This window comes from Variovorax sp. efr-133-TYG-130, from assembly GCF_030208835.1.
In the GTDB taxonomy this organism is placed as follows: Bacteria; Pseudomonadota; Gammaproteobacteria; order Burkholderiales; family Burkholderiaceae_C; genus Variovorax.
Genome location: NZ_JARVTD010000029.1, coordinates 168,181 through 183,916, shown reverse-complemented (window position 1 = coordinate 183,916; position 15,736 = coordinate 168,181). Strand labels below are relative to the sequence as shown.

The window sequence follows — 15,736 nt, the reverse complement described above, 5'->3', positions numbered from 1 at the left end:
ACTTTGGGCAGTCGCTTGCTATTTTCGCCAGCGTGGTGCACACTCGCGGGCTTGAATTTGCGGGTTAACCCCGAGGTTGATCGCCAATTCGAACCCCCCGCTCTTTTCTTGTGGTGCCCCATGGCGGCTTACGCCTCGATCACGTCCTCTGTCACAAAGTTTGCGCTCACCAGCCTGTTGCTGGCGGCGTTGACGACGGGGGCCGAGGCCCGAGGTTGGTTCGGCGCAGGAAAAACGCCCGCCGAGGAAACGATTGCACTGTCCGAATTGCCGGTGCAAGGACAGCAGACCTATCAGGCAATCCTCAGCGGCGGCCCGTTTCGTTATGAGAAGGACGGCGTTGTATTTGGCAACCGCGAACGCCTCCTGCCAGCGGCACGCCGCGGCCACTACCGCGAGTACACGGTGCAGACGCCCGGCGCGCGCAACCGTGGTGCACGGCGGATCGTCTGTGGCGGCGAGCAGCGCACGGCGCCCGAAGCCTGCTGGTACACGGCGGACCACTATGCGAGTTTCAGACGGATTGCACCATGAGCGATGAAAACGACCTGAGCGGCGCACCAAAGCGCCCCGAAGAAATGATGATGACTATGGAAAGACCAGCGGAGATGACCTTATCCCTTCGTGCCGTACGCCCGAACATCGTGCAATCGATCCGCGCGTTCCGCGTGAACGACCTGCAGGACGCTGCCAACGCAGCCGGCCAGCACTTCTTGTATGCGAACCTGGGCAACGCCCAGACCAAGCAGGACGTGCTCGACCTGATCGCACAGCAGTTCACGTTCCCGGCCCACTTCGGGAAGAACTTCGACGCGCTGTACGACTGCATGACCGACCCGTTGCATAAATCGGGCCCGCAGCCAGGTTTCGTCATCGTGCTGGAGCAGATCCCGGCCAACGCCAAGTTCGACAAGGAAGCGCGCGAGCAGCTGCTCGACATCTTCCGCGACGCCTCGGACTACTGGGGCGACCGCAAGGTCCCGTTCCGCTGCTTCTATTCTTTTCTGTAGCCCGTTCTGCATCCACCAGCCAAGCAGAACGGGCGAACGAGGCTCAGCCGAACGCTGAAACCCTCGATGGCATCGACGTGAACAACACCTCCGCAACCGCAGCGGCCGCCGCCAGCACCGAGCCGGCCGGCGAAAAAATGCCGACCGACAAACTGGTCGACGTTTCGCCGCTTGCCCTGCGCATGAGCAGCCCCTTCAACGCGGGTTACTGGCTCGCCGCCGCTTAAATACGAGCGACGGACAGCGCCTCAGCCCAATTGAAAAAGCCCGCTCAGCGGGCTTTTTTCATGGGGCGACGGCCTGGGCCAGGGCGACGTATTCGTCGACGGGCACTTCCTCGGCCCGCCGCTGGACATCGAACTCGCCCTCGAAGCCGTGTTCCTGCAGCCACTTGCCCAGCGTATGGCGCAGCAGCTTGCGGCGCTGGCTGAAGGCCACTTGCACGATCTCGCCCAGCCGCGCGGCATCGACCGCCGGCGGCGTGGCCAGCGGCACCATCCGCACCACGGCGCTGTCCACGCGCGGCGGCGGATCGAAGCTCTCGGGCGGCACGAACAGCACGTCTTCCATCTTGTAGCGCCACTGCAGCATCACGCTCAGGCGGCTGTAGTCCGATGTGGCGGGCTTCGCCACCATGCGGTCGATCACTTCCTTCTGCAGCATGAAATGCTGGTCGGCCACCAGGTGGGCATAGCCCAGAAGGTGGAAAAGGATGGGCGTGGAGATGTTGTAGGGCAGGTTGCCCACCACGCGCAGCGGCTTGCCGGGAAACCGTTCGGCCAGCGCCGCGAAGTCGACCTTCAGCACATCGGACTCGATCACCTCGAGCTGGGCGTGCTCGCGCAGCCGCTTGGCGAGGTCGCGGTCGAGCTCGATCACCGTCAGGCGGCCCAGCCGCTCGACCAGCGGCTGCGTCAGCGCGGCAAGCCCCGGTCCGATCTCGACCATGGCATCGCCGGGCTGCGGCGCGATCTCGCGCACGATCGCATCGATGATTCCCCCGTCGGACAGGAAATGCTGTCCGAACCGCTTCCTGGCGATATGTGCCATCAGATCAGGACTGCGGCGGATCGCGGTATTCGACGTAGGCGCGGGCGCGCACTTCCTGCACCCAGGTGGAGAATGCTTCCTCGACACGCTTTTCGCGCAGCGCGGCGCGCGCGGCTTCGCGCTGCTCGGACTGGCTGAGCTTGGCGTCGCGGCGGCCTTCCACCTGGATCAGGTGCACGCCGAAGCGCGACACCACCGGATCGCTGATCTCGCCCGGCGCGAGGCGGTCCATGGCTTCCTCGAACTCGGGCACGAACTGCCCGGGGCGCGACCAGCCGAGCTCGCCGCCGTCCTTGGCGCTGGCGTCCTGCGAGTTGTCGCGGGCCAGCCCGGCGAAGTCGGCCGTGCCGGCCTGCACCCGGCGCTTGAATTCGGCCAGCTGCGCGACCGCCTGCGCCGTGGTGCGCTTGGGATCGTTGAGCAGCAGGATGTGGCGCACCTGCGTCTGGGTCACGGTCGCGTCGCCCGAGCCGATCTGGGCCTTGGCGAGCACCTTGAGCACATGGAAGCCGGCGCTCGAACGCACCGGCCCGGCAATGCCGTTCACCGCCGTCGATTGCGTGGCGTCGACGAACAGCGGCGGATAGCGGTCGGCGCTGCGCATGCCGATGGCGCCGCCGTTGGCGCGGTCGGGTGCATCGGAGTTCTCGCGCACCAGTTTGGCGAAGTCTTCGCCGGCGCGGGCGCGCTGGGCGATGTCCTGCGCCTTCTTCTGGGCCGCGGCCACCTGGGCGTCGGTGGCGTTCTCGGGCACGGCGACGAGCACCTGCGCGAGGTTCAGGTTCTGCAGCGCCGCGTTCTTGACGGCCTGGTTGCGCTGGTCGATCAGGTATTCGTCGGCCTCGGCATCGCTGATCTTGACCTTCGACTCGACCTCGCGGTCGCGCAGCCGCGTGAGCAGCAGCTGGTCGCGCAGGTCGCGGCGGAACTCCGCCTGCGTGAGGCCTTCGGCGATCACGCGGCGGCGCAGCTCGGTCAGGCTGATTTCGTTCTGGCGCGCGACCGTCTGCTCGGCCTGGTCGATCGCCACGTCGTCGACCTTGATGCCGTTTTCCTTGGCCAGCTGCAGCTGGGCGCGCTCGGAAATCAGGCGCTCGAGCACGAGCCGCGTGAGTTCGTTGCGCGGCACGCGCTCGGCGTCCGGATTTTCCTTGATGAGGCGGTCCACCCGCGTCAGCACCTCGGTGTTGGTGATCGGCTCCGAGTTGACCAGCGCGACGATGAATTCGGCGGAGCGCTGCACCGGCGCGGTGTTGGCGGGCGCCGCGGGGCGGGCCGCCGGCGGGCCCAGGCGCGGGCCGGCGCGCATGATGTCCGTGATGCCGGAGTGGAAGCCTTGCGCGCCCGCCGCTGCGGCCATTGCTGCAAGGCAGCCCAGTGTGATGATGGAACGGAAGTGTTTCATGGCGTGCTCAGTCAGTCGTCTCAGTCGTAGTTGGTGAAGCGGCTGGGCGCTTCGCCAGGTTGGCGCAAGGGTTCATAGCGCTGGATGTTCTGCCGCAGCGCCTGCATCGGGCTGGAGCCGATGCTGGAGAAGCCTATCAATTCGAGCTGGAACATGATGCGGGTGTTCGCCGTCACCAGGCCGGTCGTGGTGCGCTGGAGCACCACGCGGCCGATCCAGCAGCAGCCGTCGTACTCGAAGCCGAGCACGCCGTCGGTGATCTTCTTGCCGTCCAGGTCGTAGTTGAGGCGGCCGACCGCATACCAGCGTCCGCCGCCCTGGCCCTTGCCGGGGCCCAGGTTCTTGCCCTTGTCGCCCCACAGGTCGTTGATCGGCCACTGCCAGCCCACGTCGAACGACTTGCTGCCGTCGGTTGCGGTGGGCGTGGTCGGCGCCTGGTAGCGGAAGGCGGCACTGAGGTTGTGATACGGCTCGGGGTTGTAGCGGGCGCTGATGGCGGAGCGCTCGGACTTGCGCGTGTCGGGGTTGTACTGGACGAGGGTGTCCACGCTCCACTTCGGCGTCCAGTTGATCTGGCCGCCGACCAGCAGGTCGCTCGCGCGGTCGGTCACCGGCGTGCCGCCGGGCAGCACGACGTTCTGGTTGCTGAAGCGCAGGCGCTGCGCGATGCCGAAGCGCGCCGCCTCGACGCCGGTGGACGGATCGATCAGGCGCGAGGTCACGCCGAGCGTGAGCGCATTCGTGTCCGAGACCCGGTCACCGCCGGAGAACGCGTTCTCGGTGTAGATGGTCGCGAAGCTGAAGTCGTTGGCTGCCGAATCGTAGTTCGGCAGCATGTTCTGGTTGCGGTACGGCGTGTAGACGTAGTAGGCGCGCGGCTCCAGCGTCTGGCGGAAGGCGCGGCCGAAGTAGCTGGCGTCGCGCTCGAAGATCAGGCCGCTGTCGAGGCTGAAGGTCGGCACCGTCCGGGTGCTGGAGGTCGGGTAGAAATACAGCGAGTTCGGGTTGTAGGGGATGCCGCCCACGTACTGCGTGCCGTTGACGGTGAGCTTGGGAATGTCCGTCTGCGGCAGGTAGTAGTTGTAGGTGGCCGCGTTCAGCATCAGCTTCGGAATGACGAAGGAGCTCGGCGTGATGAACGGCCGGCTGATCGAGGCGACGGCCATGGCACGGTCGCCATCGGGCTGCGACTGCTGGTTGGCGTCGTAGCCCGGCTGGCCGTTCAGGATCGTGTTGACCCGGAAGTGCGTGTAGTCGAGGTTGAGCGATACGTCGAAGCCGTGCCAGTCGTACTTGTTGTAGTTGGCGGTGATCTGCGGCATCCGGTCGTAGGCCGGCGTGATCGGCGACAGGTTGTACTGCAGGTTCTGGTACTGCAGCGCGCGGATGCCGCCGCTCCAGTCGCCCTTGGCCCAGTTGAGCGAGGCGTCGTTGGGCAACTGGCGCTGCGCAAGCGACGGCGTGCGCGTGAAGTCGCGCCAGTAGTCGTTGTCGCTCACGCGGTTGATGCTGATGTTGGCCGACAGCGAATCCAGGCCGAGCGCCTTGGCGTCGAAGTCCTGGTGGTGGGTGGCCCAGAGGCCCCAGCGCCGGGTGCTGCCCGGACCGTTGCCGAGCGCCAGGTTCTGCGGCTGGATCTGCCCGCTGATGAGCTGCTGCAGCTGGCTGCTGCGCAGTTCGTTGTAGCGCTGGCCCACCAGCCGGTCGCTGCCCATGAAGTCGAGGCGGACGGTGCCCTTGTAGTCCTTCTCGAGATAGCGGAATTCGTTGCTGAAATCGACGCCGCGCTTGCTCATGATCGTCGACGTGATCGTCGCGTCGCGGTTGGGCGCGATGTTCCAGTAGTACGGCTGCGAGATCTCGATGCCGTTGGTGTTGTCGATGCCGAAGGTCGGCGGCAGCAGGCCGCTCTTGCGCTCGCTGGTCAGCGGAAAGCTCACGCTGGGAATGGGCGGCGTGGTGATGCCCATGAAGCTCAGGCGCGCGTTCTTGGCGACGCCCTCGTTCTCCTCGGTGTCGGTGGTCAGCGTGGTCGCGGTCAGCAGCCAGGCCGGCATCCAGCCGGGGAAGTCTTCGCGGCGGCAGGTGGTGTAGGTGGCCTGGCGGGCCACCGACACGTTGGCGTCGACGAAGTCGATGCGCTGCGCCTCGCCGTGCGCCTCGTTCGCGAGGAACTGGTAGCGCACGTTGTTGAAGAAGCCCTCGAAGGTCTCGAGCTTGAGCTGCAGCTCGGGCCCTTCGTACACGTTGCCGCCCTGGTTGACCCGCACGTTGCCGGTGGCCTTGGCCAGGTCGTTGGGCTGGTAGTACTCGAGGCGGTCGGCGGTGATGCCGAGCGCGCCGCGGCGCAGCGTGGCGTTGCCCTCGACCACGGTTTCCAGGTCGGGGCGGCCGGAAATGCGGTCGCCGGTGACCAGGCTGGGCAGCTGGCCGCGCTCGTTGGGGGGAATGGTTTCCGTCAGCAGCGGCGTGCGCTTGAGCGTGAGCGGCCCGTCGAGGCTGGGGGCCTGCTGGGCGGAAGCGCCCTGCGCCTGGAACAGCGCCAGGGACAGCACGGCCAGCGGCAGCGGCGGGCTGGCGCGCCGCGGGCGAGGCAGCGTGGTGCGTCGGCGCATCACGCCTCCCGCCCGGCCGTTCCGAGGAAAGCCCGCGACTCTCCGGCGGAGGGCTGCGAGCGCACAAGGTGCCAAGCGTGAGGGCGTTGGGTCGTAGGCATCGGTTCGGAACGAAGGATCGTCGGGGGAGACGGCGCGGCAGGCCGGCGGGTTGCAGGTGCCGGCGGCAACCCGCTTCGGCCGGTAGCCGGCCAAGCGTGGTTGCCGCGCCAGGCGGATTTGTAGAATCGATTATCCATGACAGCACCCCCGACCCCGGCCCCATTGGCCCCAAGTCCCGCCGAGCCCATTCTCTGGACGGATCCGAAACGGGCCGAAGTGTTCCAGGGCTGGCTGCACGGCATCGCCTCCGCCCAGCGCCTGTTGCCGGACACGGTCCGGCTGGCCTCGGTGGACGCGAGTTTCCGGCGCTACTTCCGCATCGACACCGCCGATCCGGCCGCGCCCACGCGCATCGTGATGGACGCACCGCCGGACAAGGAAAACAGCGACCCCTTCGTGCAGGTGGCGAAGCTGATGGCCGAGGCCGGCGTGCTCGCCCCCACGGTGCTCGAATGGGACCGGCCCCACGGCTTCCTGCTGCTCGACGACCTGGGCCGCCAGACCATGCTGGACGTGCTCGACCCCGCTCGCCCCGACGCAAGCCGCCCGCTCTACGACGAGGCGATCGACGCGCTCATCCGCTGGCAGCTGGCCTCGAAACCCGGCGTGCTGCCGCCCTATGACCGGGCGCTGCTGGAGCGCGAACTCGCCCTGTTCCCCGAGTGGTACATCGGCCGCCACCGCGGCATCGCCGTCGAGGGCAAGCTCAAGGAGCGCCTGGAGCGCAGCTTCAAGCTGATCGTCGACAGCAACCTCGCGTCGCCCAGCGTCTATGTGCATCGCGACTTCATGCCGCGCAACCTCATGGTGAATGTGGCCCCCACGCTCGGCACTGGCGTGTCCTCGCTGCCCCCCGAGGGGGCGCTCGCCGCCTTGGGGCGGCCCGGCGGCGGCTCGGGACCCAGGCTCGGCGTGCTGGACTTCCAGGATGCGGTGTATGGCCCCATCACCTACGACATCGCCAGCCTGATGCGCGACGCCTTCCTCAGCTGGGACGAGGAGTTCGTGCTCGACATCACCATCCGCTACTGGGTCGCCGCGCGCAAGGCCGGCCTGCCGGTCGACGAAGACTTCGGCGCCTTCTACCGGGCCGTCGAATGGATGGGGCTGCAGCGCCATTTGAAGGTGGCCGGCATCTTCGCGCGCATCACGCTGCGCGACGGCAAGCCCCGCTACCTGGCGGACACGCCGCGCTTCATCGCCTACATCCGCGCCACCGCCGGCCGCTACATGGAACTGACGCCGCTGGTGCGGGTGATCGACGAAATCGAGGGCACTTCGGCCATCACCGGCTTCGCCTACGGCCGTGTCTGAAGGAAAACTGAAAAAGCACCATCCTGTGACGCCCGCGCAACGGCCGCTCACAGCTATCGATTCCATAGCATGCCGCGTTTTTACTGTTCCGTGCCGCTGAGCGCCGGCACCAGCCTGGCGCTGCCGCCGGGCGCCGCGCGCCATGTGCAGGTGTTGCGGATGCAGCCCGGCGACGCGCTCACGCTGTTCGACGGAGCGGGCGGCGAATACGCGGCCACCGTCGAGCGCATGGGCCGCAGCGACGTCGCGGTGACGGTTGGCGCCCACCAGCCGGTGGAGCGGGAAGCATCGCGCGCCGTGCACCTCGCGGTCGGCATGCCGGCCAACGAGCGCATGGACTGGCTGGTCGAGAAGGCCACCGAACTGGGCGTGTCGAGCATCCAGCCGCTGGCCACCGCCCACGGCGTGCTGCGCCTGTCGGGCGAGCGCGCCGAGAAGAAGCGCGCGCACTGGGAGGCGATCGCCGTCGCCGCCTGCGAGCAGTGCGGCCGCAACCGGGTGCCCGTGATCCACCCGGTGCAGGCGTTCTCAGCCTGGATCGGCGCGCAACGGCAGCCGGACGCCGATACCGCCGGGCGCCTCGTGCTGAGCCTTGCCGACGGCACTCGCGGGATCGCCTCGGTTCCGGCCGGCGGCGGCCGGGGCGTCCTGGTGCTCAGCGGCCCCGAAGGCGGCCTGAGCGGCGCCGAGGAACAGGAAGCCATGGCCCGGGGCTTCGTGCCCATCACCCTCGGTTCGCGCGTGCTGCGCGCCGAGACGGCGGCGCTCGCCGCATTGGTGTCGCTCGCCGGACTTCCAGCCGATTGAGGCGGTGTTTTCCGCGAGGCGAACGCCGAGCGCTTTGGGAACAATCGTTACTTCTTTAAGACAAAAGAAGGATTTTTGCTTCCATGCCCCGCCTGTCCCGCGCGCTGCGTCCCGTTTTTCTAGCGCTTGCCGCCCTCTGTACGGCGCACGGCGCCCAGGCCCAGAATCCGCCCGCCGTGCAGGCGCAGGTGGTGGTCGGCCCCGAGGTCGACAAAGCCTATGCCCAGCTGATGGCCTCGCCCCGCATCCAGAAGCTGATGGATGCGGTGAAGGCCGACCACGAGCGCTCGATCGATGACCTGAAGGCGCTCACCGAAATCGAGGCCCCGCCCTTCAAGGAGCACAAGCGCGCCGAAGCCTTCCTCGCCCGCATGAAGGCGCTGGGCCTGCCGCACGCGAAGATCGATGCCGAGGGCAACGTGATCGGCCTGCGCAAGGGCACGGGCAACGGGCCGGTGCTGCTGGTCTCGGCCCACCTCGACACCGTGTTCCCCGCCGGCACCGACGTGAAGGTGAAGGAGCATGAAGGCCGGCTCCATGCCCCGGGCATCGCGGACGACACGCGCGGCCTGGCCGTGCTGCTGTCGTGGCTCAAGGTGCTGAACGACAACAGGATCCAGACCGTGGGCGACCTGATGTTCGTCGCCAACGTCGGCGAGGAAGAACTGGGCAACCTGCGCGGCATGAAGGCGATCTTCCGCGACCACCTCGACATCGACGGCATGGTGGGGCTGGAGCCCTCTGCGCCGGGCAGCGTGCTGATACTGGGCACCGCGAGCCACCGCTGGGAGGTCACGTTCCAGGGCCCGGGCGGCCACAGCTTCGGCGCGTTCGGCCAGGTGCCGAGCGCCATCCACGGCATGGGCCGCGCCATCGCAAAGATCGCCGACGTGCGCACGCCGAGCTTTCCCAAGACCACGTTCACGGTCGGCACGGTGGGCGGCGGCACCTCGGTGAACACCATCGCGCCCGACGCGCGCATGGCCATCGACATCCGCTCCGACGACATGGCCTCGCTGCTGGAGACCGAGAAGAAGATCCTCGCGGCCGTCGACGAAGCCGTGGCGGAGGAAAACAAGCGCTGGAACGTGAGCACGCTGAGCGCGAGCGTCAAGCTCATCGGTGATCGCCCCGGCGGCCGCACGCCGCCCGACTCGGTCATCGTCGAGGCCGCGGTGCGCTCGAACGCGGCCTTCGGCCACAGGACGCTGCTGCGCGGCGGCAGCACCGACGCCAATGTGCCGATCTCGCTGGGCATCCCGGCCATCATCATCGGCGGGGGCGGCAAGGCGTCGGGATTCCATTCGCTGAGCGAGTCCATTGACATGACGGATGCATGGAAAGGGGCGCAGAATTCGCTCGCCACCGTGCTGGGGCTGGTGGGCGTGCAGGGGGTCAGCCCCGCGCTGCTGCCCAAACGGGCGGTGCGTACCAAGTAATTTGTCACGCTGCCAGTTCGAAAGTGCAAGTGCAGCTTCCAGCTCGGGGTCCGCGGCATTTAACAATGCTCACCGGTTCTGTCACACACCAAGGAAACGGCCATGGGATTGCTCGATTCGGTACTCGGTCAAGTGCTGGGGGGCGCTGCGCAGCAGCAGCCGCAACAAGGCGGCGGCCTCGGAGGGCTGGGCGATCTCGGCGGACTTGCCGGTGCACTGGGCGGCCTGCTCGCCAACAACGGAGCGCAGGGCGGCATTGGCGGGCTGGTCTCGAAATTCGAGCAGGCCGGCCTCGGCAACGTCATCGGCTCCTGGATCGGCAAGGGAGAGAACCAGCCTGTGACGGGCGACCAGCTGCAGAACGCGCTGGGCAGCGACACCATCGCGAACATCGCTTCCAGGCTGGGCATCAATGCGCAAACGCTGCTGCCGATGCTCGCGACCATGCTGCCGGCCCTGATCGACCAGCTCACGCCGCACGGCAAGGTGCCGGAGCAGGGGCTCGGCAACCACGAAGACCTGCTGGGCTCGCTCAGCGGCCTGCTGCAAGGCAAGCAGTCCTGAAAGAGAGACTGCCGTCTCCGGACTCGGCGCCCGCAAGGGCGCTTTTTTTCGACCTTTTTCTGCTCCAGCGCCCTTGGCCGACAATGCCGCTCGCATCAATTCGAGGTAAGACGGCATGGCGGGCGGTGGCAAATCGAAGGTAGAGGGTTGGCAAGCGCGGCCCGATGGCACCGTCCGGTGGTCCAAGAGCATGCGCGAGGCGCTTGCGCAGTTCAACGACCGGCCATGCGGCCATTGCGGCGGCCTGCTGTCCGATGAGCGCAGCCTGGCCGACAGCCTCGACTTCTTCCGCCGCCACCGTTCCAGCTTCTATCCGCCGCGCGCGGCCCGGCTGCGCATGCTGGAGATGCACGGCGCAGGCGCGGCCGAGCTGTTTTTCGAGCCGTCTCCGCACAAGGAAGAAGTGGCCGACCTGCTGGCCATCCAGGACGAGGCCGTGGTCCGCTTCTTCGTGGCGCAGGTCAAGCAGATCGACTGCAAGAACGCGCTCGTCAAGCAAGCGGCGCGCTGGCCGCTGTTCGTGCTGCGCGAGCTGCTGTCGGCGAACCCCGCGCGCCACCAGGCCGGTGCCGCGCTGATCCTGGAACTGCTGGCCGCCAACCCCGACTGGCAAGCCCCGCTCGAAGCCGCCTGCGACGAAAGCCAGCGCGACACGCTCGCGCGCCTGCAGGAAGACGGCTCCGGCGGCGTGGCCGAAGCGCCGCCGGCTGCCTGGCCCGCGTTGCTCAAGCGCCCGCCCTGGAAGAACCGGCAGGCGCTGCCCGTCATTCCCGTCCTGGCGCTGCAGCCCCTGCCGCCGGCCGCGTCGCTGCACTGGCAGAACCTGCAGCCGCCGCAGTACCTGCAGGCCACGGGCGACGTGTCCGGCTGGCTGGCGCGCGAGGTCCGCGTCTCGCGCGAGCGCGCCGACGAATGGGCAGGCGAGTTCACCCGCCACCAGCCCGACGCGCCGGCGCATGTGCGCGAAGGCGGAAACGCGCACAAGGCTCTGTGGATGCTGGGCCTGCGCCCCGAGCTGATCGACGACGTCCTGGCGAACGGCAGGGCGGTCGGGCCGGAAGACTTCGGCCCGCTGCCCGACGCGCGCTGGGGCGCCGCCGAATACCTCTGGCTGCTGCCGCAGCCGCTCGCCGTCGCGGTGTTCACACACGGGCCGGCGCCCACCCACTACATGGACGACGTCTCGCGCGTGCGCCCCATCCTGCATGCGTTCGGCGCCGCCGCGCTGCCCGGGCTGCAGCGCGTGCTCAAGCAGGGCTCGCGCGCGATGTTCGAGCTGGCCGCCGTCGTCGAGTGGGACCCGCTCGCGGGCTGGATCGCCAGGGGCTTCCACACCAACCGCTGGGTCCGCCAAGAGGCGGGCGAGTGGCTGGCCCGCTACCCGGATGCGGCCGCGCGCGGCCTCGTGCCCGTCGCGCTGGGCGAGCCCGGCGCCGCGCATGAAGCCGCGCAGGCCGCGCTGCGCTGGCTGCACGGCGCCGGCCATGCCGACGCGGTGCGCGACCAGGCCGCCGCCTATGGCCCCGAGGCCGCCGACGCCGTGGAGCAGCTGCTGGCCATCGCCCCCGAAGACCTGCTGCCCGACAGCCTGCCCGTGCTGCCGAAGACCCTGCCGCTGGCCGCGCTGCCCCGGCTGATCCTCCGGCAGGGCGGCCAGGCGCTGCCGCAGGCCGCCGTCCCCGACGTGCTGATGGCGATGATGCTCGGCAAGCCCGACATGCCCTATCCGGGGCTGGCCGGCCTGCTGGAGGCGCTCACGCCCGACTCGCTCGCACGCTTCGGCCGTGCGCTGCTGGCCTGGTGGATCGGCAACGGCCGGCCCGCCAAGGAGCGCTGGATGTTCGCGCTGCAGGGCCGCCTGGGCGACGGCGAGACCGCGCGCCAGCTCTACGGCCTGCTGCGCCAGTGGCGTGCCGCGCTCGACCGCGTGCGCGCCTACGACGCGATGGCGATGCTCGGCGAGATCGGCAGCGACGCCGCCCTAATGCACCTGGCCGAACTCTCGCGCCAGACCCGCCACGACGACCTGCGCACCCGCGCCGACCGCATGCTGGGCGAGGTCGCCGAGCAGCGCGGCCTGAGCCTCGACCAGCTGGCCGACCGCACCGTGCCCGACTTGGGCCTGGACAGCCGCGCGCGGCTCACGCTCGACTTCGGCCCGCGCAGCTTCGAGATACGCATGGACCACGACTTCGAGCCGGTGGTGCACAACCGCGCCGGCAAGATGCTCAAGACCCTGCCCAAGCCCGGCGCGAACGACGACGCGGGCAAGGCCCAGGCCGCGGCCAATCAGCTGAAAGACCTGCGCAAGCTCGCCAAGGCGGTGGCCGCCGCGCAGCTGCGGCGCCTCGAAGCCGCCATGTGCGCGCGGCGCCGCTGGGCGCCCGCCGAATTCCTGCCCTTCTTCGCCAACCACCCGGTGCTGCGCGTCTTCAGCCGGTCGCTGGTGTGGGGCATGTTCGATGCGTCGAACCGGCTGGCCGGCACCTTCCGCGTCGGCGCCGAGGGCGAGTTCACAGATCTGCACGGCGCCCCGGTCATGCTGGCCGACAACGCACGCATCGGCATCCCGCATCCGCTGGAGATCGCGGGGCTCGACCCGGCGCTGGCCGCCGCCTGGGCCGGTGTGCTGGCCGGCCACGGCATCGCGCAGCCCTTCGAGCAACTGGCGCGCCAGACCTTCGCGCGCGACGAATCGCTGCGCGCGCGCCGCGACATCCCGCACTGGGCCGGCCGCCAGGTGTCGAACGGTGCGCTGCTGGGCCTGGAACAGCGCGGCTGGATGCGCGAGGTGGGCGAAGGCGGCATGGTCGGCAGCTTCGGCAAGCCCGTGCCCGGCGGGCGCCGCATCCGCCTGCGGCTGGCCGTCGGCTGGTTCGTGCAGGACAGCCCCGACAGCGCCGAACTGCAGACCGTGCAGTCCGTGGCGCTCGACGGCGCCGACGGCAGCATGCTGGGCGACTTGTCGCCGGTCGATTTCAGCGAGGTCGAGCGCGACCTGCAACGTGCCGTCAGGCCCGCGGCGGAAATCGCTGGTTGAGCCAGCGCTGCAGGGCCGCGAAGACCGGCTCGGCTTCGATCTCGTTGAAGATCTCGTGGTACAGCGTGTCGAAGCAATGCGCCTCGACCTTGCCGCCCGCCGCGGCCGCGGCGAAGGCCCGGCTGGCCGACGGCCTCACGAGGCGGTCGTCGCCCGCGTAGAGCAGCAACGTGGGCACGGGCCAGTTGGCGGCGCGCTGCTGCACCGTCGCGCCCTCGTACGCCAGGAAGCGCGCGAGCCGGCTGCCGATGCGGTCGTGCGTGAGCGGATCGTCGCGGTAGGCCTGCACCACGGCCGTGTCGTGCGAGAGATAGTTGTCGTCCAGGCCGTTGCCCACGCGCAGGTTCGGCGCAATGCGCGGCAGCACCGCGAGCAGCGCCTTCTGGAAGCCGCTCAGGCCGGGGTCGAGCCCCGGCGATGACAGCACCAGCCCGTCGACCGGCCGCACCCCGCGCGCCACCAGGCTCGCCGCGACCAGCCCGCCCAGGCTGTGCCCCAGCAGCACCAGCGGCAGCCCGGGGTTCAGTCGGCGCGCATCGTCGACCACCAGCGCGAGGTCGTCGACCAGCCGCAGTTCGCTCGGCAGGCCGCCGCGCGCACCGGTCGATTCACCGTGCCCGTGGTGGTCGTGCGCCCACACCGCGAAGCCCCATTCGTGCAGGCATTCCGCCAGCGCATGGTAGCGGCCCGCATGCTCGCCGAGCCCGTGGACCACGACGATCACGGCGCGCGCCGGCCCGGGCGCCGGCAGGCGGCGCAGGGCGAGCGTCTCGCCGTCCGGCGTGGACAGCGACACGCGCTGCGGCAGAGGCAGCGCGGGGTCGTTCAAGCCGCCACCGGCTCCGATGCGGCGGCGCGGTGCGCAGCCGGCAGCGCCGCGATCACCTCGGCCACGGCGGCCGTGAGCTTCTTCGCGTACGGCACGTGCAGGAACTCGTTCGGGCCGTGCGCGTTGCTCTTGGGGCCGAGCACGCCGCAGACCATCATCTGCGCCTTCGGGAAGCCGGCGCTGAGCATGTTCATCAGCGGAATGGTGCCGCCCTGGCCGATGTAGCCGCACGACGCGCCGAAGTGCGCGCGCGAGGCCTTGTTGAGCGCATCCTCGAACCACGGCGTGATGGTCGGTGCGTTCCAGCCGGTGGCGCCGCCGCCGCTCTCGAAGGTCACGCGGGCCTGGTAGGGCGCGTTGTCCTCGAGCAGCGCCTTGAGCGTCTGCACCGTCTCGGCCGCATCCACCAGCGGCGGCAGGCGCAGCGAGAGCTTGAAGGCGGTGTAGGGGCGCAGCACGTTGCCCGCGTCCTTCAGCGCCGGAAAGCCTTCGGCGCCGGTGACCGACAGCGTGGGCTTCCAGGTGCGGTTGAGCAGGGCCTCGACCGGGTCGGTGGTGGTGGGCAGCGCGAACATGGTCGAGCCGCCGCAGTCGTAGTGCGCCCACGGGAAGCGCTTGTAGACCTCGTCGCCGAGGATGGCGGCGGTGGCCTTGGCCTGCGCCAGCCGGTCGGGCGGCACTTCGCAGTGGAAGCTCGCGGGCAGCAGGCGGCCGGTGGCGCTGTCCTCGAGGCGGTCGAGCACCTGCCGCATGATGCGGAAGCTCGAGGGCACGAGGCCCGAGGCATCGCCCGAGTGGATGCCTTCGGTCAGCACCTCGACCTTGAGCGTGCCGCTGGCCATGCCGCGCAGCGAGGTGGTGAGCCAGAGCTGGTCGTAGTTGCCGGCGCCCGAATCGAGGCAGATCACCAGTTCGACGTTGCCCAGGCGCGGACGCAGCGCGTCGACGTAGGGCAGCAGGTCGTAGGAGCCGCTTTCCTCGCAGGTCTCGATCAGGCCGACGATGCGCGGATGCGCCGCGCCCTGGGCCTTGAGCGCCTGCAGCGCGGCGATGCTGGCGTACACCGCATAGCCGTCGTCGGCGCCGCCGCGGCCGTAGAGCAGGCCGTTCTCGTACTTGGGCGTCCAGGGGCCGAGGTCGTTGCGCCAGCCGGTGAACTCGGGCTGCTTGTCGAGGTGGCCGTACATGAGCACGGTCTCGTCCATGTCGGTGCCCGTGGCCGGGACTTCGAAGAACAGCACCGGGGTGCGGCCCTCGAGCCGCACGATCTCCAGCTTCAGGCCCTCGACCTTCTGCGCCTCGACCCAGGCGGCCGCGTTGCGCAGCACGGTCTCGAGGTAGCCGTTGGCCGACCAGTCCTTGTCGAAGCCGGGCGACTTGGCGGGGATGGCGATGTAGTCGGTGAGTTGGCGGACGATGTCGCCGTCCCATCGGGCGGTGACGTCGGACAGGGCACGTTCGGCGTCGAGCGTGCCGGCGGGCATTTCGCGGTGCAGGGGGGCGTTCATCGGTGGGTTCTCCGCGGGTGGACGAAAAGATGCATTTTGCGCCTTGAGGCGAG

Annotated in this window: 13 protein-coding genes; 8 read left to right on the top strand and 5 right to left on the bottom strand. The window is 69.2% G+C overall.

Annotated elements, in window-relative coordinates; genetic code table 11:
* Window positions 1-120 precede the first annotated feature (120 nt).
* The 3 genes from QRN67_RS23725 (at window position 121) to QRN67_RS23715 (ending at window position 1,237) form a co-directional block, all read left to right on the top strand.
* Window positions 121-534, top strand: a complete 414-nt coding sequence (locus QRN67_RS23725; protein WP_081268225.1) for a guanyl-specific ribonuclease — start codon at window positions 121-123, stop codon at window positions 532-534.
* 50 nt (window positions 535-584) lie between these two features.
* Window positions 585-1,010, top strand: coding sequence for a barstar family protein (locus QRN67_RS23720; RefSeq protein WP_086011111.1), 426 nt, complete (start codon window positions 585-587; stop codon window positions 1,008-1,010).
* Window positions 1,011-1,087: 77 nt separating this feature from the next.
* On the top strand, window positions 1,088-1,237 hold the full coding sequence (locus QRN67_RS23715; protein ID WP_155742519.1) for a hypothetical protein: 150 nt from the start codon (window positions 1,088-1,090) through the stop codon (window positions 1,235-1,237).
* 58 nt (window positions 1,238-1,295) lie between these two features.
* Here QRN67_RS23715 and rsmA read toward each other — a convergent pair whose 3' ends face one another.
* The 3 genes from rsmA to QRN67_RS23700 are packed head-to-tail and all read right to left on the bottom strand — an operon-like array spanning window position 1,296 to window position 6,080.
* Window positions 1,296-2,060, bottom strand: a complete 765-nt coding sequence (gene rsmA / locus QRN67_RS23710) for a 16S rRNA (adenine(1518)-N(6)/adenine(1519)-N(6))-dimethyltransferase RsmA (RefSeq protein ID WP_081268224.1) — start codon at window positions 2,058-2,060, stop codon at window positions 1,296-1,298.
* A gap of 4 nt (window positions 2,061-2,064) precedes the next feature.
* The gene (locus tag QRN67_RS23705) at window positions 2,065-3,465 is read right to left on the bottom strand and encodes a peptidylprolyl isomerase (protein ID WP_106936306.1); all 1,401 of its coding nucleotides are present in this window, start codon (window positions 3,463-3,465) and stop codon (window positions 2,065-2,067) included.
* Between the two features lie 20 nt (window positions 3,466-3,485).
* The gene (locus QRN67_RS23700) at window positions 3,486-6,080 is read right to left on the bottom strand and encodes an LPS-assembly protein LptD (protein ID WP_285413841.1); all 2,595 of its coding nucleotides are present in this window, start codon (window positions 6,078-6,080) and stop codon (window positions 3,486-3,488) included.
* A 237-nt stretch (window positions 6,081-6,317) separates the two neighbouring features.
* Between QRN67_RS23700 and QRN67_RS23695 the strand changes: the two genes are divergently transcribed.
* The 5 genes from QRN67_RS23695 to QRN67_RS23675 all read left to right on the top strand — a co-directional run bounded on the left by QRN67_RS23695 (window position 6,318) and on the right by QRN67_RS23675 (window position 13,346).
* Entirely contained in the window at window positions 6,318-7,496 is a 1,179-nt protein-coding gene (locus QRN67_RS23695) for an aminoglycoside phosphotransferase family protein (protein ID WP_285413840.1), read from the top strand.
* A gap of 69 nt (window positions 7,497-7,565) precedes the next feature.
* Window positions 7,566-8,303: a 16S rRNA (uracil(1498)-N(3))-methyltransferase gene (locus QRN67_RS23690; RefSeq protein ID WP_285413839.1), complete on the top strand. Its 738-nt coding sequence runs from the start codon at window positions 7,566-7,568 to the stop codon at window positions 8,301-8,303.
* Between the two features lie 83 nt (window positions 8,304-8,386).
* Window positions 8,387-9,742: a M20/M25/M40 family metallo-hydrolase gene (locus QRN67_RS23685; RefSeq protein WP_285413838.1), complete on the top strand. Its 1,356-nt coding sequence runs from the start codon at window positions 8,387-8,389 to the stop codon at window positions 9,740-9,742.
* A 102-nt stretch (window positions 9,743-9,844) separates the two neighbouring features.
* A complete protein-coding gene (locus QRN67_RS23680; protein ID WP_081268219.1) occupies window positions 9,845-10,306 on the top strand; it encodes a YidB family protein in 462 nt (153 codons plus the stop codon).
* A gap of 190 nt (window positions 10,307-10,496) precedes the next feature.
* A complete protein-coding gene (locus tag QRN67_RS23675) occupies window positions 10,497-13,346 on the top strand; it encodes a DUF4132 domain-containing protein (RefSeq protein WP_285413837.1) in 2,850 nt (949 codons plus the stop codon).
* On the opposite strand, the gene QRN67_RS23670 is transcribed toward QRN67_RS23675, so the two are convergent.
* Window positions 13,318-14,175: an alpha/beta hydrolase gene (locus QRN67_RS23670; RefSeq protein WP_285413836.1), complete on the bottom strand. Its 858-nt coding sequence runs from the start codon at window positions 14,173-14,175 to the stop codon at window positions 13,318-13,320. The genes QRN67_RS23675 and QRN67_RS23670 overlap by 29 nt on opposite strands.
* Window positions 14,172-15,683, bottom strand: coding sequence for a M20 family metallopeptidase (locus QRN67_RS23665; protein ID WP_106936299.1), 1,512 nt, complete (start codon window positions 15,681-15,683; stop codon window positions 14,172-14,174). Before QRN67_RS23665 ends, QRN67_RS23670 begins: the two co-directional genes overlap by 4 nt.
* Window positions 15,684-15,736: the final 53 nt, after the last annotated feature.

Coding starts and splice junctions, on each gene's coding strand:
- QRN67_RS23725 (WP_081268225.1), top strand. CDS start 121: ATGGCGGCTTACGCCTCGATCACGTCCTCTGTCACAAAGTTTGCGCTC.
- QRN67_RS23720 (WP_086011111.1), top strand. CDS start 585: ATGACTATGGAAAGACCAGCGGAGATGACCTTATCCCTTCGTGCCGTA.
- rsmA (WP_081268224.1), bottom strand. CDS start 2,060: ATGGCACATATCGCCAGGAAGCGGTTCGGACAGCATTTCCTGTCCGAC.
- QRN67_RS23705 (WP_106936306.1), bottom strand. CDS start 3,465: ATGAAACACTTCCGTTCCATCATCACACTGGGCTGCCTTGCAGCAATG.
- QRN67_RS23700 (WP_285413841.1), bottom strand. CDS start 6,080: ATGCGCCGACGCACCACGCTGCCTCGCCCGCGGCGCGCCAGCCCGCCG.
- QRN67_RS23695 (WP_285413840.1), top strand. CDS start 6,318: ATGACAGCACCCCCGACCCCGGCCCCATTGGCCCCAAGTCCCGCCGAG.
- QRN67_RS23690 (WP_285413839.1), top strand. CDS start 7,566: ATGCCGCGTTTTTACTGTTCCGTGCCGCTGAGCGCCGGCACCAGCCTG.
- QRN67_RS23685 (WP_285413838.1), top strand. CDS start 8,387: ATGCCCCGCCTGTCCCGCGCGCTGCGTCCCGTTTTTCTAGCGCTTGCC.
- QRN67_RS23680 (WP_081268219.1), top strand. CDS start 9,845: ATGGGATTGCTCGATTCGGTACTCGGTCAAGTGCTGGGGGGCGCTGCG.
- QRN67_RS23675 (WP_285413837.1), top strand. CDS start 10,497: ATGCGCGAGGCGCTTGCGCAGTTCAACGACCGGCCATGCGGCCATTGC.
- QRN67_RS23665 (WP_106936299.1), bottom strand. CDS start 15,683: ATGAACGCCCCCCTGCACCGCGAAATGCCCGCCGGCACGCTCGACGCC.